The following is a 24,065-nucleotide window of genomic DNA, read 5'->3' as shown; positions in this document are numbered from 1 at the left end:
GTGCGACCCAGAGTGCGCGTACTCAGGAGCGGGTGTGTTCGTACACCCAGGTGGCGTAGTCGGGGTTGCCGCTCTCCACCCTGGACACCAGGATCTCCGGCACCTCGTACGGATGGCTGACGCGGATCTGGTCCAGCAACGCGGTGAGCCGATCCGGCGCGGTCTTGAACTGCACCGACCACTCGGTGCTCGTCTCCATCCCGGACCGCCACCAGTAGGTGCTGTCCACCTGACCACCCACCTGGGCGCAGGCGGCGAGCCTGCCGGCGACGGCCGCAGCCGCCAGCACGTCGGCGACCGAACGCGCATCCACCACCGTTGTCACCACGCAGATCTCGTCCACGCCCGCACCCTACGCGGACATCTACCGATTAGCGGCGATCCAGGCATCAATCTGCGCCCACCAATCGAAGAGCCAGTCGATGCGTTGCTGCCGTCCGGTCGGTACGTCCTCCGGCGGCACGGACCAGAACCGCATGACGATCCGCTTGTCCATCGGCAGTTCCCGCCACACGTCGGCGACGGTGAGCATCCGGTCCAGCCCGGTGTGGGCGACGAAGATGACCCCGGCGTCCGGTGCGGCGTCCAGCGCGGCGAGCATCCCACCAGGCTGCGGGGCGAGCACGTGGCGCATCCGCTCGGCGCGCAGGGCCATCTTTTCCAGGCCGAGGGAGCGCAGCCGGGCGATGGCGCGCAGCCGACGCCTGGGGGTGAAGTTGCCGCCCTCGGGGAAGATCACGAACGCGTCGTTGTCGTCCAGGCCGGTGGCGAGGTGCCCGACCTGGCGTACCGTCTCCTCGCCGCGCTCGGGGGTCGGCGCGATGAACCGGTTGGGCAGCCGGTTGAGCAGCACGTCGATCGCCGGATCCCACTGGAGGCTGTCCTTGAGGACGATCCGGGGCTCCCGTTGGAACCAGTTGACCAGGCCGTGGATCAGGATGAACGAGTCGCCCGGCCCGGCGTGTCGACAGAGCACCAGCTCGGGCCGGCCGGGCAGCGCGGTGTCCGGGTCGGTGCCCACGACGTCGATGCGCAACCGCAGTGTCCAATGTGCCTGCCAGAACAGCACCCGCAGGAACCAGCCGGCCAGCACGTAGTGCGCGCGTTGGAAGGCCGGCGACCGGGTCCGCCAGCCGAAGCCGGAGACGACCCAGAGCAGGAAGAGCGCGAGCAGTGCGGCAGCGTCCCAGACCAGGTAGAAGCAGCCGATCCAGAGCAGTCGCAGCGGGCGCAACCGGCCCGGGACCAGCGGGGACGCGGCCGCGGCGAGCAGCGCCCAGATCGGCAACGTGGTGACCACGAGGAAGGCGAGCAGCACGACGGCGGGGGCGATCAGCAGCCGCCGCAGCCACCGGGGAGGCAGCGGCATCAACGCTCCAGGTGGGTAGCGAGGTAGCGCCGGGAGGCGGTGTACGCGCGGCTGATCCGCCGTCCCACCGCCGCCATGTCCCGGTACGCCCACGGCGTGTCGTCGCGTGGGTTGAGCCCACCGGTCGGCAGGACGTGCACCTCCACCCCCTCCGGTAGCGCCGCCATCTCCCGGAAGAAACGGTGCCGGCGGGAGATCTCGAACGCGACCTGCGCGATCTCCCACGGCCGACGGGGCGGGGTCAGCTCCCGTTCGATCCGACCCACCTGGAGGACGTAGATCCGGCGGGCGCCGACGGCCACCGCCTCGCCGATCGGGATGGAGTTGACGATGCCGCCGTCCACGTAGTGCGCGCCGTCGATCTGCATCGGCGGGAGCAGACCCGGCACCGAGGCCGACGCCATCACCGCCGGCACCACCGGGCCGCTGTCGAACCAGTGCTCGGCGGCCCGCTCGATGTGGGCGGCGCAGCAGCGGAACGGCACCCGCAGGTCGGCGAAGGTGGTGTCCACCCCCAGCTCGTTCTCCAACAGGCGGCGCAGCGGCCGGGGTGAGTGCAGGTGGGTGCGGGCGGCGAAGCGGCGCAGTTGCCGGGAGACCGAGTCGCCGTACACCTCGCTCGCCTCCGGTGAGGCCCAGAGCCGGACCAGCCGGTCGGTCACCGCCTCGGACGGGTCGGCGGCGACCAGCGCGCCGTTGACCGCGCCGATCGAGGTGCCGAGGACCATGTCGGGTTGGATGCCGGCCCGGAACAGGGCGCGCAACATGCCGACCTCGACCGCGCCGAGCACTCCCCCGCCACCGAGCACGAATGCCACCGGTCCCCCCGCCATGCCTCTCATCCTGGCACGGGCGCGCCGCCGACCGGTGGGCCGCCGTCGACCGGCGGTGAGCGCACGGCAGGCACCGTCCGTCGACGGCTGGTGGCGACGGCGTTGACAGGCAGGACGCATTCGCGCAACCTGATACCGCTCCCACCCCTGAGGCAGGTGCGATCCGTGAAGGCAGCACTGCATCCGGGCCGATTGCTGGCTCGCAGATACCGACTTCTGGACCAGATCGGCGCCGGCGGCATGTCGGTCATCTGGCGTGCCCGGGACGAGGTACTGGACCGGGTGGTCGCGCTGAAGGTGCTCGCCCCGTCGCTCGCCGCTGACGCGCGGTTCCGGGGCATGGTGCGCGAAGAGGCACGGGCCGCCGCCCAGTTGGTGCACCCACACCTGACCTCCGTGCACGACTACGGCGAGACGGTCGACCCGGACGGCTCGATCACCTCGTTCGTGGTGATGGAGCTGCTCACCGGCGAGGAGTTGAAGCTGCGGCTCACCGAGGGGCCGCTGCCGTGGACCGAGGCGGTCCAGGTGGGCGCGCAGGTCGCGGACGCGCTGGCCGCCGCGCACCGGCTCGGCATCGTGCACCGGGACATCACCCCGGCCAACGTGATGATGACCGGGACGGGCGTCAAGGTGCTCGACTTCGGCATCGCCACCCGGATCGGCGCGCCCGACGAGGACGAGGACGGCGAGACCTTCGGCACCCCGGCGTACGTCGCCCCGGAACGGCTTGACGGCGCGCCAGCCCAACCGTCCACCGACGTCTACTCGCTCGGCGTACTGCTGCACGAGGCGCTCACCGGCCGGGTCCCGTATCCGGCGGACACCTGGGAGCAGCTCAGCGCCGCGCTGGCCAGTGGTCCGCCGCCGTCGCTGGCCGACCTACCGGACCTGCCCGCACCGGTGGCCCAGATCTGCCTGCGCAGCCTCGCCCGGAACCCGGCCGATCGGCCGACGGCCCGGCAGGTCGCCACCGCGCTCCGCGATCACTCGCTGCCGGCCGAGCCCCCGACGGCGACCATCCGGGTGCCCACCCAGCCCCTGCCACTGCAGTCGCCCGCCGTCGCGACGGCCGGCGTCCCGGCGGCGGCACGACTGGACGGAGACACCTCGGACGGCGAGACCTCCTCCGGCGCGGGCGAGCCGGCTACCGGGTCCGGCTGGTCGCGACGGCGGCTGGTGTTGCTGCTGGTGCTGGCCGTCGGAGTGACACTGGCCGGGGTGGCCCTGCTGCCCGAACAGCAGCCGGCCCGCCGCGCGCAGCCCTCCGCCGGGCCGGTGACGACCCCGTCGACCGACCCGCCGGCCCCCGGGTCGTCCGCGCCGATCACGTCGACCCCGCCGACCGCGGCACCGTCGACGAAGCCGACCACCGAGGCGCCCACCTCGAACCCGGGCACCCTGACCGAGGTCGCGAACCGGGTCGACGGGTTGATCGGCGCCGGCCTGAACGCCGGTGAGATCCGCGACGACGTGGCCCTCGACCTGCGTAACGAGCTGCGCAACCTGACCGTGGCGGTCAGCTCCGGCCGCGAGGAGCTGGCGCCGCCGGTGGCCCGACTGCGCGCGAAGGTCGCCGTCCGTCTCGGTGAGGGCGGCATCAGCCCGGCGTACGCCTCTCGGCTCGACGCCGCCATCGCCGAGCTGGGCGCGACCGGAGCCTGACCCGGCGAAGACCGGTGGGTCAGCGCACCGGCACCCGGGTCGGTTCGCGGACGTCGTGCCGGCCGAGGGCGAAGCGCTGATAGATCTCCGCGTAGCCGCTCGCCATCCGCTCGACCGAGAAGTTCTGCGCGACGTGCGCCACGCAGTCCTCCGGGTCGAGTCGCTCGGCCGCGAGCAACGCCGCGGGTAGCTCCTCCGACCGCTCGACGACGAGCCCGGTCAGCCCCGGCCGCACCAGCTCCGGCACCGCACCCCGGTTGAGCGCCACGACCGGCGTGCCGGTGGCCATCGCCTCCAGCATCACCATGCCGAACGGCTCGTCCCACTGGATCGGCATGATCAGGCAGCGCGCGTCGACAAGCATCCGCAGCGTCGTCTCGCGGTCCGCGTTGAGCACGACGGTCACGTCCTCGTCGACCATCGGCGCGACGACCTGCTCGTAGTAGCGGCGCTCGGCCGGCTCGTTGCACTTGCCGGCCAACAGCAGGGGCAATCCGGCCGCCCGGCACGCCCGGATGGCGGTGTCCGGGCCCTTGTCCGGGCTGAACCGGGCCAGCCACAGCACCGGCCCCGCGCCGGGCGTGTGCTTGCGCGGGAAGCCGCGGATGTCGAGCGCGTTGTGCACCGTGCCGGCCCAGGGCAGGTTCGGGTTCAGCCGGCGCTGGGCGTGCGAGATGGCCACCAGTGCGACGCCCGCGTCGATGTCGCTCAGTACGTCGCCGTACTCCCCCACCGGGTTGCCGTGCACGGTCGCGACCGTCGGCACGGCCCGGCGGCCGGCGACCAGCGGACCGATCGTGGTGTGGTCGTGGATCACGTCGAAGTCGGCCGGGCTGATCAGCCGATTCACCCGGGCCAGGTGTGCCAGCTCGGGCAGTGACTCGCCGAGCCGCTCGTACTGGACCTCGGCCACCGTGGAGACGAAGCCGTCGGCCGCCGTGCCGTGGTCACCTCCAGCGCCGAACAGGGTCACCGAGTGCCCCTGCCCGCAGAGCGCGTCCACCAGGGCGGCGACGACCTGTTCGAGGCCGCCGTAACCGGGCGGCGGTACGGACAACCACGGCGGAACCACCATCGCGATGCGCAGCGACCGCTCCTCGGGGCGGCCCGCAGGCGGGTGGTTCACGGCCACGAGTCCTCCCCATTGCTCCTCCGGTGCGGCGGCACCGCCGGTCGGCGGCGGTTTCCCAGTGGCGTCCCGGGTAAACCGGACATGGCGGACGATCACCCGCCCACCAGGAGTTGGTCGTGGACCACCCGCACCCCGGGCGCGGACCACGCCACCCGCTCGACCTGATCGCGTTCCCACCAGGAACGGACCACCCCGGCGAGGACCAGCGTGTCGCCGTCCACCTCGACGGTCACCCGCTCGCCGCCGAGCGTGCGCAGCAGTGCCCGCTGGACGTCCCGCCGCAGCCGCTCGGCAGCCGGTGGCGCCGCGGGTCGCACCTCGATCAGGTTGGTGATCCCCCGTACGCCGTCGAGCCGGCGCACCTCGCCCTCGGCGGCCCGCCGCTGCCACCCGAACTCGACCTCACCGCGCAGCATCAGCCAGCCGTTGGCCACTGTCACGTCCAGGCGTTCGGCGGGCACGAAGCTGTCCCACTCCAGGGCGCGGCTGGCGGCGTCGGCGACCTCGGCGTCGGTACGCCCCGGAGTGCCGGGCAGCCGCACCTCCATCTCGTCGGCCACCGCCCGTACGCCGCGAACCCGCTGTGCGCAACGCGTCGCGGCCCAGCCGCGGGCGGCACCGTCCACGAATCCGGTCAGGGTGACCACGCCCTGGTCGACTGTCACCCCGATCTCGTTCGGTTGCAGCCGGGCGTCCCAGGCCAGCTCGGCCAGAACGTCGCGTTGGATCCGCTGGTCGTCGCGGACACCCACCATGTCCGTCATGGCACCCCACCCCCGGTTCCGGTCGTCGCCCTTTCTAACCTGCCGGGCGGACGGGTGACGGCGGTTCACCCGATCCGGGTGAACCGCCGTCCGGGCGGAAAGAAGCGGCGGGTGACGGAGCCGACCCCCTCGGCGCCGCCACCCGCCGCCGGAGGGAGGAAGCAGGAAAAGATAGCTGGTTAGGACGTCTCGGCGAGCGTCACGGTTACCGACTTCTCGACACCGTTGCGCTTGAACTGCACCTCGACCCGGTCGCCGACCTTGCCGGCCTGCACCGCGCCGACCAGGTCGTCCGAGTCGTTGACGGGCTTGTCGCCGAACCGGGTGACGACATCGCCGCGCTGGAGGCCGGCCTTCTCCGCCGGGCTGCCCGGGGTGACCGACGCGACGAGGGCGCCGCCGCCCTCGGCCTGGTTGACGCCGACTCCGAGCGACGGGTGGCTGACCTTCTCGCCCCGCTGGAGCTTGCCCGCGACGTCCTTGGCCTTGTTGCTGGGGATGGCGAACCCGACACCGATGTTGCCGGTGCTCTGCCCGGAGGTCGCGATGGCGGTGTTGACGCCGATCACCTCACCCCGGGTGTTGACCAGGGCGCCACCGGAGTTGCCGGGGTTGATCGGAGCGTCCGTCTGGAGCAGGCCGGAGATCGAGCTGACCGGCTGGCTCTGCTGCTGGGTCGGGTCCTGCGGCTGCCCCTCACCGGCCCGGATGGTGCGGTCCCGGGCGCTGAGGATGCCCGAGGTCACCGAACCCTGCAGACCGAGCGGGCTGCCCAGGGCGAGCACCTGGTCGCCGACCTGCATGGCGTCGCTGTCGCCGAACTTGGCCGGCTTGAGGTCGTTCACCCCGTTGGCCTTCACCACGGCCAGGTCGGTCTTCGGGTCGGTGCCGATGATCTTCGCGTCGGCGGTCTTGCCGTCGGCGAAGACCACCCGCACGGCGTCGCCCGCGGCGGATGCGACCACGTGGTTGTTGGTCAGCACGTACCCGTCGGCGCTGAGCACCACCCCGGAGCCCTCACCACTGTCGGTGGTGATCGAGACGACGCTGTCCTGCACCGACGCGGCGATCTTCGGCAGGTCGGCGCCGTTGATCACGGGAGCCGCGGAGTAGGTGCGGGTGATGCCACCGCCGTCGCCGTCGAGGGCGAGCGCGAGTGCCCCACCGGCGACACCGGAACCGAGCATCAGGGCGAACACCGCGACACCGGCACCGGCGAACTTGGCGATCCGACCCGGCCGGGGGCCGCTGCCGGGCGGCGCGACCTGCGGGCCCCACGGCGGGACCGGCTGGCCCGGGTGGTGCGGGTGCTGTCCGGGGTGCTGGGCGTGCTGCCCGGGGTGCTGTTGGTGCTGGGCGTACGGCATGCCCGGCTGGCCCCCGCCGGCCCAGCCGGACTGCTGGCCCTGGTACCACAGAGCACCGGGGTAGTGACCGGCGGCCGGCTGTGGGTAGCCGGGCTGGCCGGGCGCCGGGTGACCGGAGACCGGGTACGGCGGTGCGGACGCGGCGGCGGCCGGGCGCTCGTAGCCGGTCGACGGCTCGTAACCGGTCGGCTGAGCGGCGGCCGGCTGGCCGTCGGGCGCGGAGGAGCCGGTGTACCCGGGCGGGGTGACGGCGGTGGTCTCCGCGTCACCGGTGGTGGCGGCGACCGTCGGGTCGCCGCCGGTCGAGACGACCGGTACGGGAGTGGTCGGGGAGTCGGACTGCACGTGCTCGTCGCGCGGCAGCTCGGCGGTGGGGTGCGACGGCTCGGCGTCGGTGGGGGCCGGCCGGCGCTGCGGGTCGGACTCGAACTCGGTCATGGCACTACCTTCTCCCCCGGCACTGCAATCAACCTGGAACCGTCCTGGAAGTTGGCTGAAAGTCACTCGCCCGCTCCGTCGACCTGCGGCAGCAGCGGCAGCCGAACCCGGAAGGTGGCCCCGCCGCCGGGCGTCTCGGCCACCTCGACCGAGCCGTGGTGGGCGGCGACCAGCGCCGCCACGATGGCCAGGCCGAGGCCGGTGCCGGTGTTGCCGCCGGCCCGCCGGGTACGGGCCGCGTCGGCCCGGTAGAACCGCTCGAAGACACGTTCCGCCTGCTCGGCTGAGAGGCCGGGGCCGGTGTCGGCCACCTCCACGACGGCGAAGCCACCTGGTTCGGCGCGCAGCCGTACCCGGATCTCGGCCTCCGGTGGGGTGTGGGTGAGCGCGTTGGTGACCAGGTTGCCGATCACCTGCCGCAGCCGCGCGTCGTCGGCGGAGACGACGAGCGGTCCCGATTCGGGAGCGATCTCCAGCTCGATCCGCCGCTCCGGTGCCATCGCCCGGGCGGCCTGCACCGCGTCGGAGGCGAGCACCGGCAGCTCCACCGGGGTCAGCGAGAGCGGCCGTTCCATGTCCAACCGGGCGAGCAGCAGCAGGTCCTCCACCAGCAGCCCCATCCGGGACGCCTCGTCCTCGATCCGGCGCAACAGGCCGGAGGTCTGCTCCGGCGCACGGGCGGCACCCTGCCGGTACAGCTCGGCGAAGCCACGAATGGTGGTGAGCGGAGTCCGCAGCTCGTGGGAGGCGTCGGCGACGAACTGCCGCATCCGTTCCTCGGAGCGGATGGCCCGCGCCTCGGACGCCTGAGCGGCGGCGGCGGCATCCCGGGCGGCGCTCTCCGCCCACCGGGCCGAGGTCTCCGACGCGGCTCGGGCGGTGAACGCCGCCTCGATCTGGGTGAGCATCGCGTTCAGCGCACGGGAGAGCCGGCCCAGCTCCGAGGTCGGCTCGGCCTGGCCCTCCTCCGGGTCGGGGACCCGGCGGGTCAGGTCACCGCCGGCGATCGCGGCGGCGGTCTGTTCGATCTCGACGAGGGGCTTGAGGCTGGTCCGCACGATCGCCGCGCCGACCGAGGCCAGCATGATCAGCACTGCGCCACCGACCAGGAGGTCTATCCAGACGAGCTGCTTCACCGCCCGGTCCACGTCGGTCAGCGGCTGACCCACGGCCAGCACCGAGCCGTCCGGCTGGGGGGCGTAGTACACCCGCCAGCGGGTGTAGCCGTTGTGGGACAGGACGGTCCGCGGCTCGCCCTCCTCCGCCTCGAAACCCGCGCGGCTGGTGGGGACCGCGGGCAGTTGGTCGGGGTCGTAGCTGAGGTCGTCGTATTTGGGCGGGTACACCTGCTGCTCGTCGGCCACGATGACGACGTAGTCGCTGGGCAGCATCGCGCCGACCTCACCGCTGCGCAGCTTCGGAAGCAGCTGGCCGAGGCCCTGGGCTGTCGACCGGACCTGCCCGTCGACCTGGCCCTCCAGGTAGTTGCGGAGGAAGTACGCGGTCAGCGAGCTGATCACCAGAAGCGCGACGGCGACCAGCGCGAGCACCGAGGTGACCAGCTTCACCCGCAGCGGAACGCTGCGGACCCGCCCTTTCGCCTGCTGGACCGCGTTCACGCCGCCGGCTTGCGCAGCACGTAGCCGACGCCGCGCAGGGTGTGGATCAGCCGGGGTTGGGTGGTGTCGACCTTGCGCCGCAGGTACGAGATGTAGGACTCGACGATGTTGTCGTCGCCCCGGAAGTCGTAGTTCCAGACGTGGTCGAGGATCTGCGCCTTGGAGAGCACCCGGTTGGCGTTGAGCATCAGGTACCGCAGCAGCTTGAACTCGGTCGGCGAGAGCTGCACCCGCTGGCCGGCACGGTGCACCTCGTGGGTCTCCTCGTCCAATTCCAGGTCGGCGAAGGTGAGCCGGGACGGGGCCTGCTCGCCGGTCGTGGTGCGGCGCAGCACGGCGCGGATCCGGGCGGTCAGCTCCTCCAGGCTGAACGGCTTCGTGACGTAGTCGTCGCCGCCCAGGGTCAGCCCACGGATCTTGTCGTCGGTGGCGTCGCGGGCGGTCAGGAACACCACCGGGGTACGCGTGCCGCCCTCGCGGAGCATCCGGATGACCTCGAAGCCGTCGAGGTCGGGGAGCATCACGTCGAGCACCACCAGGTCGGGCCGGTGGTCCTTGGCGGCGTTGAGCGCGGCGCTCCCACTTGTCGCGGTGGCCACGTCGAAGCCCGCGAACCGCAGGCTCGCGGAGAGCAGTTCGAGGATGTTGGGGTCGTCCTCGACGACGAGCAGTCGCGCCTCGGTCTGGGTAGCGGGCATGCCCCCATCATCGGTGACTTCACTGCGCCAGCGCTGGACGCTTCCTGCAAAAAGGCTGTGAGTCGCCGGCCGTCCGACGACGCCGGTCAGCGCAGCAGGCGACGCAGCCCGTCGAGGGCACCGTCGAGCAGCCGGATCGCGGTGCGCAACTGGGTGTCGCTGAACTGCCGGGCGCGCATCAGCCGGCCCACCTCGGCGGTGAACGCGGCCAGCCGCTGGTCCAACTCGTCGAGCAGCTCGGTCTGCGGCCCTCCGGTCGACGCCGGGCGGGGCGGCGGCGCGGGCGCCTCCCACCGGGCCCGCCGGGTCTGCCGGGTGGCCTCGCTCAGCTCCCGCTTGAGGTCGCGTGCCGAGCCGCGTACCTCGCTGCGGATCTCGCCGGCCAGGCTGGAGAGGTCCGCCACGGAGGCCGCGATGTCCGTTTCCAGCGCGGTCAACTCACCGGCCCGCTGGCGCAGCTCCGCCCGGCCCGCGTCGGTGATGTCGTACGTCTTGCGGCCGCCGGCCGCGGTGTGGCTGACCAGTCCCTCGACCTCCAGCCGTTGCAGGCGGGGGTAGATGGTGCCGGCGCTGGGCGCGTACAGCCCGAGGAAGCGGTCCTCCAGCAGGCGGATCAGCTCGTAGCCGTGCTTCGGGCCGTCATCGAGGAGCTTGAGCAGGTAGAGCCGGAGCCGCCCGTGGCTGAACACGGCGGTCACGGCAGCTCCTCTGCATTGTCGTCGACGGCCCGGGCGAGCAGGGCGATGCTCCCCGAGGTCGCGGAAGCCCAGAGCTTACCTTCGCCGGCGCCGAGCACCCCCTCGCTGCTGGGCAGCGGGAACGTCGAGGTGCGCAGCTGCGGAAAGCCGCTGGTGATCCGGCCGGAAGCGGTGTTGAGCTGGACGGCGAGGTCGCTGTCCGCGCGGACCCGGACGGTGATGCTGCCCGAGATGGTGGTCAACCGGATCTCGCTGCCCCGGGGGTTGTCCAGGTCGCAGGTGATGGCGCCGGAGACGGTCTGTGCCCGTACCCGGTCGGCGGCGCTGTCGGCGAGGATCACCTCCCCGGAGACCGTCTCCAGGGTGAGGTCGCCGCGGACGCCGAGCGCCTCGACCGGCCCCGAGGTGAGCTTCGCGGAGGTGCTGCCGCGCAGCCCCATCAGGGTGATCTGGCCGGCGACGACGTTGGCGGTGGTCTGCCGGCGCAGGCCGGAGGCGACCAGCGAGCCCGCGACCAGGCCCAGATCGGCGAGGACGTCGGCGGGCACGGCGATGGAGACGTCCACCCGGGGATAGCGGTGGATCATCCGGAACCAGCGCAGGACCTCCGACCAGCCCCGACCGCGCTCCTGGCGGATGCTGAGTCGACCGTCGGTGTGGTCGATCAGGACCGGCCGACGGCCGACCTGGGTCACGTCGATCCGGGTCGGCCCGTCGGTGGCGACCACGTTGAGCCGCCCACTGATCAGTCGAACGTCCAGCCGGACGACCGGAGCGTCCAGGGTGAGCCGTTGCGGGCTCTCGACCGTCCATCCGGCCATGGCGTCCCCCTCTCGACGACGCGCGGGAGGCACGCCGAACAGAAGGAGAATGTAACGCGATACATCGCGACACCACAAGACTGTCGCGATGTATCGCGCATCCGCGCCCCAAGATCGCCCTCGATCCTGGATGTAGTGGCATCCCGCGCCGCCGAGGCCACTACTACCTGGATCGAGCACGATCTTGGGGCGCGGCGGCGGGCGGCGGGCGGGGGCGGCGGGCGGCGGGCGGCGGGGACCGTAGGAGCGCGGGCGTACCTCCCCTAGGCAGCCAGATCCAGGTCGCTGCCCGTCGCGGGCGGTGACACGGGAACGGCCGGGGTCACCGTCGGCACCGGCCGCAGCCGGGCCCGCGCCACGGCACCCGCCGTCGGCACCAGGTGTACGGCCGACTCGGCGGCCCGGGCCAGCAAACGCCGATCGGCGTCACGAGCCGGGTGCAGCGCGGCGGCGATCGTCACCGAGACCACCAGCTCCCGCGCCGCGACCACCCGTGCCACCGAGCGCAGCAGGGTGTCCGCACCGAGGAAGGCGGCCGCCGTGGTGGTCGACCCGGTGGCCGCACAGCGATAGGTGAGCCGCAGCGGCACCACCGGGCTGCCCGTGTCGATGGCCGCCTGGAACGTCGCGGGCCGAAAACCACCCCCGGGGCGGCAGTCGGTGGCACCGTTGCCGGCACACCACGTCGTACCCTCCGGAAAGACCGCCACCGACCGCCCGGCGCGCAGCGCGTCGGCGACCCGGGCGACGGTCCCCGGCAGCGCCAGCGGCCGTGCGCGGTCCACGAAGACCGTGCCCGCCGCCGCGGCCAGCAGACCGACCACCGGCCAGGAGCGGATCTCCCGTTTCGCCACCATCCGGGTGGGCGCGACCGCCAGCACCGCGAGGATGTCCAGCCAGGAGGCATGGTTCGCGACCAGCAGCGCGCGCCGCCGGGGCAACCGACCCCGAATCACGAGGCGGACGCCGAAGGCGCCCGCGGTGGCCCGTGCCCAGCCGCTGACCAGCGCCTGCCGTTCCCGAGTGGGGAGCACGGGCAGCAGCGCCACCACCGGGATCCCGGCCAGCAGCATGCCGAGCGCGGCGACCAGTCGGAGCACCCGGCGGGCCACCGGCACCGTGGGCACCTCGCCGGCCGTCGGCAGACAGTCGTCGTCGCAACCCGAGGCGGGGCGCCACAGGTCGCGCGCCACGGCGGTCACCGCTGCTCCCCGCCGAGGAAGTGCCGCAGGTAGCGCGGGTTCATCCGGTCCAGGGAGAAGAGGACGTAGAAGTCCGCGCACCCGAAGTCGCTGTCGTAGGACGGCTCGCCGCAGATCCACGCGCCGAGCCGGAGGTAGCCGCGCAGCAGCGGCGGAACCGCCACCCGCCCGGCCGGGGCGACGGCGACCGGGCCGGCGGCAGCCGCCTCTGTGAACCAGGGCCGCAACGGGCGGACCCGCAGCGGCGGCGGCGACAGGTGCCGGGCCCGGGCCTGGGTCCACACCTCGGCCACCGTCCGCCCGCCGTCAGCCACCGGCACCGACGCGCAACCGCCGAGCCAGCGGGAGCCGCGCAGGTGCAGGTACCGGATGATGCCGGCCCACATCAGGTTGATCACCGCGCCGGAGCGGTGGCCCGGGTGCACGCAGGACCGACCCGCCTCGACCAGGTCGTCGCGGAGCGGGTCGAGCGGGCTCAGGTCGAACTCGTCCTCGGCGTAGCGCCGGGTGGTGCGCCCGGGCGGCAGCAGCCGGTACGTGCCGACCACCTCGCCGGTGCTGTCCTCGCGGACGATCAGGTGGTCGCAGTACGCGTCGAAGGGGTCGACGTCCAACCCGGCCTCGCCGGGGAGGGTGGCGCCGAGCTCGGTGGCGAACACCTCGTGGCGCAGGCGTTGCGCGGCCGCGACCTGGGTGGGGTCGTCGGCGATCAGCAGGGTGTATCCGCTGGTCTTCAGGGGTGCGCCAGCGGCATGCAGAACGGCCATGGGATCTGTCTAGGTGCCCGGGTTGCCATCCACGGGGACCACTGGTGTCGATCGGATGAACGCCGGCCGGCAGATGGCTCCCACCTCGGTCATGCGAGGCTGCGGAACAGACCGGCGACGACGCTGGCACGCACCACCGGAGGTCGACGATGCGCATCGAAACCCGCTACAACGGGCCCGCCGGTTCCGGCAACGGCGGCTGGAGCGCGGGGATCTTCGCCGCCGAGGCGGGCGGGAGCGGGCCGGTCGAGGTGACGCTGCGCCGGCCACCACCGCTGGAGACCGAGCTGACCCTGGTCGACGGCGAGGTCCGGGACCCGGCCGGCGAGCTGGTGGCCGAGGTGCGCCCGGCCGGGGTGATCGACGCCGTCGTACCCCCGGTCGACCTGGAGACGGCGGTGGCCGCCGCGGCCCGCTACCCCGGCCTGGTCGAGCATCCGTTCCCCAGCTGTTACGTCTGCGGGCCGCTGCGGGCCGACGGGCTGCGGATCTTCCCAGGCCGGCTGCCCGATGGCCGGACCGCCGCGCCCTTCCGCGCGCCCGCACAGGTCAGCACGGCCACGGTCTGGGCTGCGCTGGACTGCCCCGGTGGCTGGGCGGTGCTCGCGCCGGGTCGCCCGTACCTGCTGGGCCGGATCGCCGCCGTGGTCGCGGCGCTGCCCGGGCCGGGCGACGAGTGTGTGGTGACCGGGGCGTTGCTGCGCGTCGATGGGCGCAAGGCGCTCGTGCACACAAGCCTGTACGGCCCGGACGGGTCGTTGCTCGGCGCGGCTCGGGCAACCTGGATCGCCCGCTGAACCCGGGCCGTAGTCCGCAGGGATGAGTCGCGTCCACCCCGCGACGGAGGCAAACGTACCGACCGCGCCTGATTGACCTTGTTGCCACGGGCCGTCACGCTGTGCCACGGCGTACCTCTACGCCACACACGGGAGGAGAACGATGACTGACGGGCAGCGAAGCCCCACCAGCGACGGTCAGATCGTGGTGTCCGGTCTGACGAAGCAGTACAAGAACGTCCGGGCGGTGAACAACCTGTCCTTCACAGTGGCGCCGGGACGGGTGACCGGCTTCCTCGGCCCGAACGGCGCAGGCAAGACCACCACTCTGCGCATGCTGCTCAACCTGGTCACGCCGACCGCCGGCACGGCCACCATCAGCGGCCAGCGGTACACCGACCTCGCCACCCCGCTGCGGCAGGTCGGGGCGGTGCTGGAGGCTTCCAGCGCGCACAAGGGCCGCACCGGCATCAACCACCTGCGGGTCATCTGCGCCGCGGCCGGGCTGCCCAAGCAGCGGGCCGACGAGGCGTTGGCCCTGGTCGGGCTGACCCCGGCGGCGAAGCGCAAGTTCAAGGGTTACTCGCTGGGCATGAAACAGCGGCTCGGCATCGCCGCCGCGATGCTCGGTGACCCCCGCGTGCTGATCCTCGACGAGCCGGCCAACGGGCTGGACCCGGAGGGCATCCGCTGGATGCGTGGGTTCCTCAAGAACCTCGCCCACGAGGGTCGTACGGTGCTGGTCTCCAGCCACCTGCTGTCGGAGATGCAGTTGCTCGCCGACGACGTGGTGATCATCGCGGCTGGCCAGTTGGTCCGGCAGGGTCCGGTCGACCAGGTGCTCGGGTCGATGGCCCAGGGCGCCCGCGTCCGGGTCCGCACCCCGCAGGCCGAGGTGTTGACCGCCGCCCTGAAGGCGCAGTCGGCGACCGTCGAGACCGACGAGCAGGGTGTGCTGCTGGTCGGCGGGGTGGACGCCCCGACGATCGGCCGGTCCGCTCTCGCGGCCGGGGTCGAGCTGCACGAACTGACCACCGAACGGCCCGATCTGGAACGGGTCTTCCTGGAGCTGACGGCCGGAAAGGCGGGCATCCGATGAACCTGGTCCGATCCGAGCTACTCAAGATCCGTACCACCAGCACCTGGTGGTGGCTGGCTATCGGCGCGCTCCTCTCCATCGCCCTGGCGTTCGCGATCAACGCGTGGTTGGCCGTCACGGCGCTCGGCGGTGACGCCGAGAACATCGGTGTCAGCCCCGAGCAGGCGACCGCGCCGGCGCAGGCGGCGAACCTCTACACCTCGGGCCAGTACCTCGGGCTGATGTTCGTGATGCTCATCGGCATCCTGATGGTCACCAACGAGTTCTTCCACCAGACCGCGACCACGACGTTCCTGACGACGCCCCGGCGGACGTCGGTCATCGTCAGCAAGCTCGTCGCCGCCAGCCTGCTCGGCTTCATGTTCTGGCTGGCGACCACGCTCATCGACCTGGCCGCCGGCGCGATCTTCCTGTCCGCGAACGACTACGGCACTCAGCTCGGTGAGTGGCCGGTGCAGCGGGCGCTGCTGTTCAATCTGCTGGCCTACGCCATCTGGACGATCCTCGGGGTGGGCATCGGCACGCTGATCACCAACCAGCTCGGTGCGGTGATCACGGCGGCGGTGCTCTATCTGATCGGCACCCAGGTGGTGGGCCTGCTCTTCCTGCTCCTGTCGAACCTCCTCGACAGCCAGGCGGTGCTCAAGTGGCAGGTGATCTGGCCGGCTGTGGCATCCCAGGTCATGATCACTGAGGGCACCTCGGAGTTCACCCCGTCCTGGTGGGTCGGTGCTCTGGTGCTGATCGGCTACGCGCTGGTCAGCGGAATTGCCGGAGTTCTGCTCACCCGGCGGCGCGACATCGCCTGATGGCGTCCGCGACCCCGGGGCGGCGACGAGCTTGCCGTTCCGGGGTCGGGCGGCCGCTCGGCGTCCGGCCCCCGGTGTTACCAGCTCGACACGGTGCGCGCAGGCGTTGCTGAACTTCTGGCATCTTCTGTGAAACCGGCCACGGGACCGAGGCGGAAATGCCTGCGGGATCGGTACGGCGTAGCCTGGGAGGCGTCTAGTCCGTGCTCTTGATCGGGCGCGACGGACCCACCGCGTGCCACACAAACCCGCGTGAAAGAGGCGATTACCGGCCGTGTCGACCCAGCAGACTTCGCAGGAGAACCCACTGGCGGGTTTCGGCCCGAATGAGTGGATCGTCGAGGAGATGTACCAGCGTTACCTCGCCGACCCATCGAGCGTCGATTCGGCCTGGCACGACTTCTTCGCCGACTACCGACCGGCACCTGGCGCGGGCACCCCGCGCGGCGCCGAATCGTCGGACAAGCCGGCTGCCGCCCCGGAGCCGGACGGTCAGCCGGAGGCAGCCGCCACGGTCGCCCAGCCGAGCGCCCCGGCCAAGCCGGCGACCGCGAGCAAGCCGGCCGCCGCCCAGGCGGCGCCGGCCAAGCCCGCCGCTTCGGCCACACCGAAGGCCGCTCCGGGGAAGAGCGCGCCGGAGAAGGCCGCTCCGGAGAAGGCCGCTCCGGCAAAGCCAGCCGCCAAGGCCGCCGCGCCGAGTGCCGACGGCCCGCAGACCACGCCGTTGCGGGGCGTCGCGGCGAAGATCGTCCAGAACATGGACGCCTCGCTGAGCGTGCCCACCGCGACCAGCGTCCGCGCGGTCCCGGCGAAGCTGCTGGTGGACAACCGCATCGTGATCAACAACCACCTCGCCCGTGGGCGGGGCGGCAAGGTCAGCTTCACCCACCTGGTCGGCTACGCCATGGTGCGCGCGCTGGTCCAGCACCCCGAGATGAACAACTCCTTCACCGAGGCCAACGGCAAGCCGGCGGTGCTCCGCCCGGCACACGTCAACCTCGGCATCGCGATCGACCTCGCCAAGCCGGACGGCAGCCGCAACCTGGTGGTCCCCTCCATCAAGGGCTGCGAGGAGATGGACTTCCGGCAGTTCTGGCAGGCGTACGAGGACGTGGTCCGACGGGCGCGGCGCAACGAGCTGACCATGGAGGACTACTCCGGCACCACGATCTCGCTGACCAACCCGGGCGGCATCGGCACGGTGCACTCGATGCCGCGGCTCATGCAGGGGCAGAGCGCGATCATCGGCGTCGGCGCGATGGAATACCCGGCCCCCTACCAGGGGATGTCCGAGGCCACCCTGGCCGAGCTGGCGGTCAGCAAGATCATCACGCTGACCAGCACGTACGACCACCGGATCATCCAGGGCGCGCAGTCCGGCGAGTTCCTCAAGGTGATGCACGAGCTGATCCTGGGCGAGCACGGCTTCTACGACGAGATCTTCACCGCGCTGCGCATCCCGTACGAGCCGGTGCGCTGGATGCGCGATGTCGCGGTCAACTCCGAGGGTCAGATCAACAAAACCGCCCGGGTGCACGAGCTGATCCACGCGTACCGGGTGCGCGGTCACCTGATGGCCGACACCGACCCGCTGGAATTCAAGATCCGCAAGCACCCCGACCTGGACGTCCTCCAGCACGGGCTCACCCTGTGGGACCTGGACCGCGAGTTCCCGGTCAACGGCTTCGCCGGCCGGCAGCGGATGAAGCTGCGCGAGATCCTCGGCGTGCTGCGCGACTCGTACTGCCGCCGCGTCGGCATCGAGTACATGCACATCCAGGACCCGGAGGAGCGGCGCTGGGTCCAGGAACGGATCGAGCGCAAGTACGAGAAGCCGTCCGCCGACGAGCAGAAGCACGTGCTCAACCGGCTCAACGCCGCCGAGGCGTTCGAGACCTTCCTGCAGACGAAGTACGTCGGCCAGAAGCGCTTCTCGCTGGAGGGCGGCGAGTCGCTGATCCCGCTGCTCGGCGAGGTGCTGGAGTCCTCCGCCGAGAACGGGCTGGACGAGGTCGTCATCGGCATGGCCCACCGGGGTCGGCTCAACGTGCTGGCCAACATCGTCGGCAAGCCGTACGAGAAGATCTTCTCGGAGTTCGAGGGTCACCTGGACCCGCGCTCGACGCAGGGCTCCGGCGACGTGAAGTACCACCTGGGTCAGAACGGCAAGTTCACCACCCCCGACGGCGAGCACGCGGTCAAGGTGTCGGTGGTGGCCAACCCGTCGCACCTGGAGGCCGTCGACCCGGTGCTGGAGGGCATCGTCCGGGCCAAGCAGGACCGGATCGACCTCAAGCTGGAGGGCTACACCGTGCTGCCGCTGGCGGTGCACGGTGACGCCGCCTTCGCCGGGCAGGGCGTGGTCGCCGAGACGCTCAACCTGTCGCAGCTGCGCGGCTACCGCACCGGCGGCACCGTGCACGTGGTGGTGAACAACCAGGTCGGCTTCACCACCGCCCCGGAGTACAGCCGGTCCAGCCTCTACAGCACCGACGTGGCCCGGATGATCCAGGCGCCGATCTTCCACGTCAACGGCGACGACCCGGAGGCCGTGGTCCGGGTGGCCCGGCTGGCCTTTGAATACCGGCAGACGTTCAACAAGGACGTCGTGATCGACATGGTCTGCTACCGCCGGCGCGGGCACAACGAGGGCGACGACCCGTCGATGTCCAACCCCCAGATGTACAAGATCATTGACTCGAAGCGCTCGGTCCGCAAGCTCTACACCGAGGAGCTGATCGGTCGCGGCGACATCACCGTGGAGGACGCGGAGGAGTTGCTGCGCGACTACCAGGCGCAGCTGGAGAAGGTCTTCAAGGCCACCCGGGACGCCGCCTCGGCACCGCGCCAGCTCAACCGGCCGCGCCGCGAGGAGGAGCCGGAGCCGCAGGTCGACACCGCCACCGATGCGTCAGTGGTCAAGGCCATCGGCGAGGCGCACATCAACCTGCCGGAGGGCTTCACCCCGCACAAGCGGATCCAGCAGCTGCTGGACCGGCGGGCCAAGATGTCCGTCGAGGGCAACATCGACTGGGGCTTCGGCGAGATCATCGCGCTCGGGGCGCTGCTGCACGACGGGGTCACCGTCCGGCTCGCCGGGCAGGACTCTCGTCGCGGCACGTTCGTCCAGCGGCACGCCTCGGTGGTCGACTCCCGCACCGGCGACGACTACCTGCCGCTGAAGTCGCTCACCGGCGACGGCGACCGCTCCCGGTTCTTCGTGCACGACTCGCTGCTCAGCGAGTACGCGGCGATGGGCTTCGAGTACGGCTACTCGGTGGAGAACATCAACGCCCTCGTCGCCTGGGAGGCCCAGTTCGGCGACTTCGTCAACGGCGCCCAGTCGGTGATCGACGAGTTCATCTCGTCCGGTGAGGTGAAGTGGGGCCAGCGCTCCGCCATCACCCTGCTGCTGCCGCACGGCCACGAGGGTCAGGGCCCGGACCACACCTCAGGCCGGCCTGAGCGGTTCCTGCAGATGTGCGCCGAGGACAACATGCGGGTGTCCATCCCGACCACCCCGGCGAACTACTTCCACCTGCTGCGCCGCCAGGCCCTGTCGCCCAAGCGCAAGCCGCTGGTGGTGTTCACGCCGAAGTCGCTGCTGCGGCACAAGCTCTGCGTCTCGTCGGTGGAGGACTTCACCACCGGCACCTTCCAGCCGGTGCTGCGCGACACGGCAGCCCCGGCGCCGGAGGCGGTGAAGCGGGTGCTGCTCTGCTCCGGCAAGGTCTACTACGACCTGTTCCAGGCCCGGCAGGAGCGCGGCGTCACCGACACCGCGATCCTCCGGCTGGAGCAGCTGTACCCGCTGCCGGTGGAGGAGATCCGGGCCGCTCTCGCGCAGTTCCCGAACGCCGAGGACTTCGCCTGGGTGCAGGAGGAGCCGGCCAACCAGGGTGGCTGGTCGTTCGTCGCGCTCAACCTGCTGGAGCACCTCACGGACGTTCGGCTGCGGCGGATCTCCCGCCCGGCCGCGGCGGCCCCGGCGGTCGGCTCGGCCAAGACCCACGAGGTCGAGCAGAACGCGCTGATCGAGGCGGCTCTTCCTCGCCCGTGACCTGACCTGAGTACGGAAACCGGGGCAGGGCCGTTTCACCACGGTCCTGCCCCGGCTCCCGTAGGTCCCGCCGGCCGGTTGACCATCCACCCACCACCCGCCCGGCCCGCGCCGGGCCGAGCACGAGGACGTACGCGATGTACTTCACCGACCGTGGCATCGAGGAACTGGTCGAGCGCCGGGGCGAAGAGCAGGTGACCCTGGAGTGGCTCGGCGAGCGCCTGCGCGACTTCGTCGACCTCAACCCCGACTTCGAAACCCCCATCGAGCGCCTGGCCACCTACCTGGCCCGCCTGGACGACCCCGACGACGAAGACGCCTAACCCCCAGCGCGTTGATCATGAGGTCACCCGCGCGTGTCGTCGGCGTGTCGGGCGCTAACTCCATGATCACCGGGGCGAGGGGTCGGGCCTGCGGGGAGGGGTCGGGCCGGCAGGGTCGGACGGCCCGGGTGGGGTGCCTCGCGATCTTCTAGGGTGGGGCTGTGGCCCGAAGTGTGTATTTGACGAGCGTGGGGTCCGGCGGGGGCAAGTCGACGATTGCCCTCGGGTTGGCGGAGTTGCTGTCCCGCCAGGTCGGACAGATCGGCGTGTTCCGGCCGTTGGTGGCCGACACCGGCCAGGACCCGATCCTCGCCCTGCTGAGCGAGCGCTACCGGGTCGAGGTGCCGCTGTCCGAACTGGCCGGGGCGAGCTACGCCGAGGCTTCGGCGCTGGTCGCCGACGGCCGACGGGAGCAACTCATCTCCGCCATCGTCGAGCGCTACCGGGCGGTGGAGCGGCAGTGCCCGGCGGTGGTCGTGGTGGGCAGTGACTTCGACGAGCCGGGCGACCCGGCCCACCCCCGGGAACTGGCCTTCAACGCCCGGCTGGCCACCGAGTTCGGCAGCGTGGTGGTGCCGGTGGTGGACGGCTTCGGGCAGGAGCCGGCGGCGGTCGCGTCGGCGATGCGGGGGGCGTACCACGATCTGGCCGACCTCGGCGCGACGGTGCTCGCGGTGATCGCCAACCGGGTGACCGAGCCGATGAAGCTGCCCGACCTGCCGGTCCCCGCGTACGCCATCCCGGAGGTGCCGAGCGTGTCCGCGCCGACGGTGGCCGAGGTGGCGGCGGCGCTCGGCGCCACCCTGCTGGCCGGGGACGACGCCGCGCTCGGTCGCGACGTGCTGGACTTCGTGGTCGGCGCGGCACACGTGCCGACGCTGCTGGGCCACCTCACCGAGGGCGCCCTGGTGATCACCCCTGGGGACCGGGCCGACCTGCTCGTCGCCGCGAGCGCCGCGCACGTGGCCGGGCAGGTGTCGGTGGCCGGGCTGGTGCTCACCCTCGGCGAGCAGCCCGACCCCAGGGTGATGCGGCTGGTGGAGGGGCTCAACACCGGGTTGGCGGTGCTCTCCGTGCGTCTCGACAGCTACGACACGGTGGCCGCGTCCAGTCACATCGAGGGCCGGCCCAGCGCGTCCAATCCCCGCAAGGTGGAGGCCGCGCTCGGCGCGTTCGAGCGCTGTGTGGACACCGACGACCTGGCCCGTCGGCTGCGGGTCAGTCGGTCGGCGCGGGTCACCCCACTGATGTTCGAGAACGAGCTGATCGACCGTGCCCGCGCGAAGCCCCGGCACCTGGTGTTGCCGGAGGGCACCGACGAGCGGATCCTGCGCGCGGCGGAGATCCTGCTACGGCGTGGGGTGGCCGAGCTGACGGTGCTCGGCCGGCCGGACGACATCACCCGGCGCACCCGGGAGCTGGGCATCGACCTCGGCGACGTGCAGGTGGTCGACCCGGGCACCAGCGAGTGGCGCGACGACTTCGCCGCCGAGTACGCCCGGCTGCGCGCCCACCGGGGCGTCACCGCCGAGTTGGCGCACGACATCGTGGCGCAGCCCAACTACTTCGGCACACTGATGGTGGCCACCGGCCGAGCCGACGGCATGGTCTCCGGCGCCACGCACACCACCGCCGCGACCATCCGGCCGGCGTTCGAGATCATCCGTACGCTGCCGGACGTCTCGGTGGCCTCCAGCGTCTTCTTCATGCTGCTCGCCGACCGGGTGCTGGTCTACGGCGACTGCGCGGTCAACCGCGACCCGGACGCGGCCCAGCTCGCCGACATCGCGATCTCGTCGGCCGACACCGCCGCCCGGTTCGGCATCGAACCCCGGGTGGCCATGCTGTCGTACTCGACCGGCAGCTCCGGCGCGGGTGCCGACGTGGAAAAGGTCGCCGCGGCCACCGCGCTGGTCCGGGAGCGCCGGCCCGACCTGCTGGTCGAGGGGCCCATCCAGTACGACGCGGCGATCGACCCGGCGGTGGCGGCCACGAAGCTGCCCGACAGCACCGTCGCCGGGCACGCCACGGTCTTCATCTTCCCGGACCTGAACACCGGCAACAACACGTACAAGGCGGTGCAGCGCTCCGCCGGGGCGGTCGCCGTCGGCCCGGTCATGCAGGGCCTGCGGCGGCCGGTGAACGACCTGTCGCGGGGCGCCACGGTGCCGGACATCGTCAACACGGTGGCGATCACCGCCATCCAGGCGGCCACTGAGGAGGCGTCGTGAGTCAGGTGCTGGTGCTCAACTGCGGGTCGTCGTCGGTGAAGTGGCGCCGCTACGACGGTGACCAGGCACTCGACCACGGCACCGTCGAGCGGATCGGCGAGCCCGGTGGCGGCCCGGCGGACCACACCGAGGCGGTCCGGCAGATCCTGGACGGGCTGGACCTGACCGGGCTGGCGGCGGTCGGACACCGGGTGGTGCACGGTGGCCGGACGTTCAGCGCACCGGTACTGGTCGACGACGCGGTGCTGGCCGCGATCAAGGATCTGGTGCCGCTCGCCCCTCTGCACAACCCGGCCAACCTGGCCGGCATCGAGGTGGCCCGCGCGGCGCTGCCGGACGTCCCGCAGGTCGCCGTCTTCGACACCGCGTTCCACCACACACTGCCCGAGGCAGCCGCGACGTACGCGATCGACCGGGACACCGCCGAGCGGTACGACATCCGCCGGTACGGCTTCCACGGCACCTCACACGCGTACGTGTCCCGGCGCACGGCCGAGCTGCTCGGCCGCCCGTACGAGCAGGTCAACACGATCACCCTGCACCTGGGCAACGGAGCCAGCGCCTGCGCGGTGGCGAACGGTCGCAGCGTCGCCACCTCGATGGGCATGTCCCCGTTGCAGGGGCTGGTGATGGGCACCCGCAGCGGCGATGTGGACCCGACGGTGATCTTCCACCTGCGCCGCGAGGGCGGGCTGTCGGTGGACGACATCGACGACCTGCTCAACCACCGCAGCGGCCTGCTCGGGCTGACCGGGGTCAACGACATGCGCGAGGTGCTCGAACGCCGGGCCGCCGGTGACCGGGCGGCGGCGCTGGCCTTCGACGTGTACTGCCGGCGCATCACCGGCTACGTCGGGGCGTACTACGCGCTGCTCGGCCGGGTCGACGCGATCACCTTCACCGCCGGGGTCGGCGAGCACGCCGCGCCGGTGCGGGCCGCCGCGCTGGCCGGGCTGGGCCGGCTCGGCATCACCGTGGACGACGCCCGCAACGACGGCGAAGGTGACCGGTTGATCTCGCCCGACGGCGCCGAGGTGAGCGTCTGCGTGATCCGCACCGACGAGGAACGGGAAATCGCCCGGCAGACCCTGGACGTGGTCGGGGCGGCCTGACGCCACTCGAGGCGCGCACCCCCGGGAGGCCCGAGGGTGCGCGCGAGTCGGTAAAACCCGTTCAGTGCCGGTGCCAGCCAGGCGACTTGGTCACAGGCGACTCGGTCAGCCGGTCGCCAGCCAGGCGACGAGTGCCACCAGCACCACGACGACCACTGCCGCACCGATGATGAGCGGCAGGCGGGACGGGGCCTCCGTCGACGCCGCAGTCTCCGGCGTCTGGTTGAAGGCGCGGAACGCCTCGGTGTTGCCGCTGGGGTCCGTGTAGTTCTCAGGCATGCC

Annotated in this window: 21 protein-coding genes; 8 read left to right on the top strand and 13 right to left on the bottom strand. The window is 71.9% G+C overall.

Features of this window, described 5'->3' with window-relative positions; translation table 11 throughout:
- Nucleotides 1-22: 22 nt before the first annotated feature.
- Genes cutA through ACFYP0_RS21240 form a run of 3 tightly spaced genes read right to left on the bottom strand, consistent with a single transcriptional unit; the run spans nt 23 to nt 2,202 of the window.
- Nucleotides 23-343: a divalent-cation tolerance protein CutA gene (cutA, locus tag ACFYP0_RS21250; protein WP_091406014.1), complete on the bottom strand. Its 321-nt coding sequence runs from the start codon at nt 341-343 to the stop codon at nt 23-25.
- Between the two features lie 21 nt (nt 344-364).
- Nucleotides 365-1,369, bottom strand: coding sequence for a 1-acyl-sn-glycerol-3-phosphate acyltransferase (locus ACFYP0_RS21245; RefSeq protein ID WP_124853550.1), 1,005 nt, complete (start codon nt 1,367-1,369; stop codon nt 365-367).
- The gene (locus ACFYP0_RS21240) at nt 1,369-2,202 is read right to left on the bottom strand and encodes a patatin-like phospholipase family protein (protein WP_357008750.1); all 834 of its coding nucleotides are present in this window, start codon (nt 2,200-2,202) and stop codon (nt 1,369-1,371) included. Before ACFYP0_RS21240 ends, ACFYP0_RS21245 begins: the two co-directional genes overlap by 1 nt.
- 165 nt (nt 2,203-2,367) lie before the next feature.
- Here ACFYP0_RS21240 and ACFYP0_RS21235 point away from each other — a divergent pair, with 165 nt between their 5' ends.
- Nucleotides 2,368-3,867 (top strand): serine/threonine-protein kinase, encoded by a 1,500-nt coding sequence (locus ACFYP0_RS21235; RefSeq protein ID WP_386997273.1) that lies wholly within the window; start codon nt 2,368-2,370, stop codon nt 3,865-3,867.
- 19 nt (nt 3,868-3,886) lie between these two features.
- Here the strand turns inward: ACFYP0_RS21235 and ACFYP0_RS21230 are convergent, their stop codons facing one another.
- The 9 genes from ACFYP0_RS21230 to ACFYP0_RS21190 form a co-directional block, all read right to left on the bottom strand.
- Nucleotides 3,887-4,942 (bottom strand): glycosyltransferase family 4 protein, encoded by a 1,056-nt coding sequence (locus tag ACFYP0_RS21230; protein WP_356976886.1) that lies wholly within the window; start codon nt 4,940-4,942, stop codon nt 3,887-3,889.
- A 149-nt stretch (nt 4,943-5,091) separates the two neighbouring features.
- Nucleotides 5,092-5,763: a BON domain-containing protein gene (locus tag ACFYP0_RS21225; protein ID WP_355494500.1), complete on the bottom strand. Its 672-nt coding sequence runs from the start codon at nt 5,761-5,763 to the stop codon at nt 5,092-5,094.
- Between the two features lie 179 nt (nt 5,764-5,942).
- Complete coding sequence (locus tag ACFYP0_RS21220; protein ID WP_355494501.1) at nt 5,943-7,568, bottom strand: trypsin-like peptidase domain-containing protein; 1,626 nt, start codon at nt 7,566-7,568, stop codon at nt 5,943-5,945.
- A gap of 62 nt (nt 7,569-7,630) precedes the next feature.
- Nucleotides 7,631-9,187: a sensor histidine kinase gene (locus ACFYP0_RS21215; protein WP_355494502.1), complete on the bottom strand. Its 1,557-nt coding sequence runs from the start codon at nt 9,185-9,187 to the stop codon at nt 7,631-7,633.
- Entirely contained in the window at nt 9,184-9,885 is a 702-nt protein-coding gene (locus ACFYP0_RS21210; RefSeq protein ID WP_030336721.1) for a response regulator transcription factor, read from the bottom strand. Before ACFYP0_RS21210 ends, ACFYP0_RS21215 begins: the two co-directional genes overlap by 4 nt.
- 86 nt (nt 9,886-9,971) lie before the next feature.
- Nucleotides 9,972-10,583 carry a PadR family transcriptional regulator gene (locus ACFYP0_RS21205; protein WP_355494503.1) on the bottom strand — a complete coding sequence of 204 codons (612 nt, stop codon included), beginning with the start codon at nt 10,581-10,583 and terminating at the stop codon, nt 9,972-9,974.
- The gene (locus ACFYP0_RS21200; RefSeq protein ID WP_355494504.1) at nt 10,580-11,404 is read right to left on the bottom strand and encodes a DUF4097 family beta strand repeat-containing protein; all 825 of its coding nucleotides are present in this window, start codon (nt 11,402-11,404) and stop codon (nt 10,580-10,582) included. Before ACFYP0_RS21200 ends, ACFYP0_RS21205 begins: the two co-directional genes overlap by 4 nt.
- Before the next feature lie 263 nt (nt 11,405-11,667).
- Complete coding sequence (locus tag ACFYP0_RS21195; protein WP_386997269.1) at nt 11,668-12,606, bottom strand: lysophospholipid acyltransferase family protein; 939 nt, start codon at nt 12,604-12,606, stop codon at nt 11,668-11,670.
- The gene (locus tag ACFYP0_RS21190) at nt 12,603-13,373 is read right to left on the bottom strand and encodes a GNAT family N-acetyltransferase (RefSeq protein ID WP_355494506.1); all 771 of its coding nucleotides are present in this window, start codon (nt 13,371-13,373) and stop codon (nt 12,603-12,605) included. Before ACFYP0_RS21190 ends, ACFYP0_RS21195 begins: the two co-directional genes overlap by 4 nt.
- 149 nt (nt 13,374-13,522) lie before the next feature.
- Between ACFYP0_RS21190 and ACFYP0_RS21185 the strand changes: the two genes are divergently transcribed.
- From ACFYP0_RS21185 to ACFYP0_RS21155, 7 genes are all read left to right on the top strand, one after another.
- Nucleotides 13,523-14,170, top strand: coding sequence for a hypothetical protein (locus ACFYP0_RS21185; protein ID WP_355494507.1), 648 nt, complete (start codon nt 13,523-13,525; stop codon nt 14,168-14,170).
- A gap of 142 nt (nt 14,171-14,312) precedes the next feature.
- Complete coding sequence (locus ACFYP0_RS21180) at nt 14,313-15,248, top strand: ABC transporter ATP-binding protein (RefSeq protein WP_355494508.1); 936 nt, start codon at nt 14,313-14,315, stop codon at nt 15,246-15,248.
- Nucleotides 15,245-16,057 carry an ABC transporter permease gene (locus tag ACFYP0_RS21175; protein WP_355494509.1) on the top strand — a complete coding sequence of 271 codons (813 nt, stop codon included), beginning with the start codon at nt 15,245-15,247 and terminating at the stop codon, nt 16,055-16,057. Before ACFYP0_RS21180 ends, ACFYP0_RS21175 begins: the two co-directional genes overlap by 4 nt.
- 274 nt (nt 16,058-16,331) lie before the next feature.
- On the top strand, nt 16,332-20,117 hold the full coding sequence (locus ACFYP0_RS21170) for a multifunctional oxoglutarate decarboxylase/oxoglutarate dehydrogenase thiamine pyrophosphate-binding subunit/dihydrolipoyllysine-residue succinyltransferase subunit (protein ID WP_355494510.1): 3,786 nt from the start codon (nt 16,332-16,334) through the stop codon (nt 20,115-20,117).
- Nucleotides 20,118-20,254: 137 nt separating this feature from the next.
- Nucleotides 20,255-20,440, top strand: coding sequence for a DUF6104 family protein (locus tag ACFYP0_RS21165; RefSeq protein ID WP_030490374.1), 186 nt, complete (start codon nt 20,255-20,257; stop codon nt 20,438-20,440).
- 161 nt (nt 20,441-20,601) lie between these two features.
- Nucleotides 20,602-22,671, top strand: a complete 2,070-nt coding sequence (pta, locus tag ACFYP0_RS21160) for a phosphate acetyltransferase (protein ID WP_356976714.1) — start codon at nt 20,602-20,604, stop codon at nt 22,669-22,671.
- Nucleotides 22,668-23,783, top strand: a complete 1,116-nt coding sequence (locus tag ACFYP0_RS21155) for an acetate/propionate family kinase (RefSeq protein ID WP_356976716.1) — start codon at nt 22,668-22,670, stop codon at nt 23,781-23,783. The genes pta and ACFYP0_RS21155 overlap by 4 nt, the downstream gene beginning before the upstream one ends.
- Nucleotides 23,784-23,888: 105 nt before the next feature.
- Here ACFYP0_RS21155 and ACFYP0_RS21150 read toward each other — a convergent pair whose 3' ends face one another.
- On the bottom strand, nt 23,889-24,062 hold the full coding sequence (locus tag ACFYP0_RS21150; protein WP_210784597.1) for a hypothetical protein: 174 nt from the start codon (nt 24,060-24,062) through the stop codon (nt 23,889-23,891).
- Nucleotides 24,063-24,065: the final 3 nt, after the last annotated feature.

The organism is Micromonospora arida (assembly GCF_042873195.1).
In the GTDB taxonomy this organism is placed as follows: domain Bacteria; phylum Actinomycetota; class Actinomycetes; order Mycobacteriales; family Micromonosporaceae; genus Micromonospora; species Micromonospora arida.
The sequence above is the reverse complement of the archived record's forward strand: the minus strand, read 5'-3'. Positions and strand labels throughout refer to the sequence as shown.

What these genes read in the sequence shown, in the direction of transcription:
- ACFYP0_RS21210 (WP_030336721.1), bottom strand. Translation starts at nt 9,885, where the DNA reads ATGCCCGCTACCCAGACCGAGGCGCGACTGCTCGTCGTCGAGGACGAC.
- ACFYP0_RS21185 (WP_355494507.1), top strand. Translation starts at nt 13,523, where the DNA reads ATGCGCATCGAAACCCGCTACAACGGGCCCGCCGGTTCCGGCAACGGC.
- ACFYP0_RS21245 (WP_124853550.1), bottom strand. Translation starts at nt 1,369, where the DNA reads ATGCCGCTGCCTCCCCGGTGGCTGCGGCGGCTGCTGATCGCCCCCGCC.
- ACFYP0_RS21175 (WP_355494509.1), top strand. Translation starts at nt 15,245, where the DNA reads ATGAACCTGGTCCGATCCGAGCTACTCAAGATCCGTACCACCAGCACC.
- ACFYP0_RS21220 (WP_355494501.1), bottom strand. Translation starts at nt 7,568, where the DNA reads ATGACCGAGTTCGAGTCCGACCCGCAGCGCCGGCCGGCCCCCACCGAC.
- ACFYP0_RS21165 (WP_030490374.1), top strand. Translation starts at nt 20,255, where the DNA reads ATGTACTTCACCGACCGTGGCATCGAGGAACTGGTCGAGCGCCGGGGC.
- ACFYP0_RS21200 (WP_355494504.1), bottom strand. Translation starts at nt 11,404, where the DNA reads ATGGCCGGATGGACGGTCGAGAGCCCGCAACGGCTCACCCTGGACGCT.
- ACFYP0_RS21230 (WP_356976886.1), bottom strand. Translation starts at nt 4,942, where the DNA reads ATGGTGGTTCCGCCGTGGTTGTCCGTACCGCCGCCCGGTTACGGCGGC.
- ACFYP0_RS21150 (WP_210784597.1), bottom strand. Translation starts at nt 24,062, where the DNA reads ATGCCTGAGAACTACACGGACCCCAGCGGCAACACCGAGGCGTTCCGC.
- ACFYP0_RS21240 (WP_357008750.1), bottom strand. Translation starts at nt 2,202, where the DNA reads ATGGCGGGGGGACCGGTGGCATTCGTGCTCGGTGGCGGGGGAGTGCTC.
- ACFYP0_RS21190 (WP_355494506.1), bottom strand. Translation starts at nt 13,373, where the DNA reads ATGGCCGTTCTGCATGCCGCTGGCGCACCCCTGAAGACCAGCGGATAC.
- ACFYP0_RS21180 (WP_355494508.1), top strand. Translation starts at nt 14,313, where the DNA reads ATGACTGACGGGCAGCGAAGCCCCACCAGCGACGGTCAGATCGTGGTG.
- ACFYP0_RS21225 (WP_355494500.1), bottom strand. Translation starts at nt 5,763, where the DNA reads ATGACGGACATGGTGGGTGTCCGCGACGACCAGCGGATCCAACGCGAC.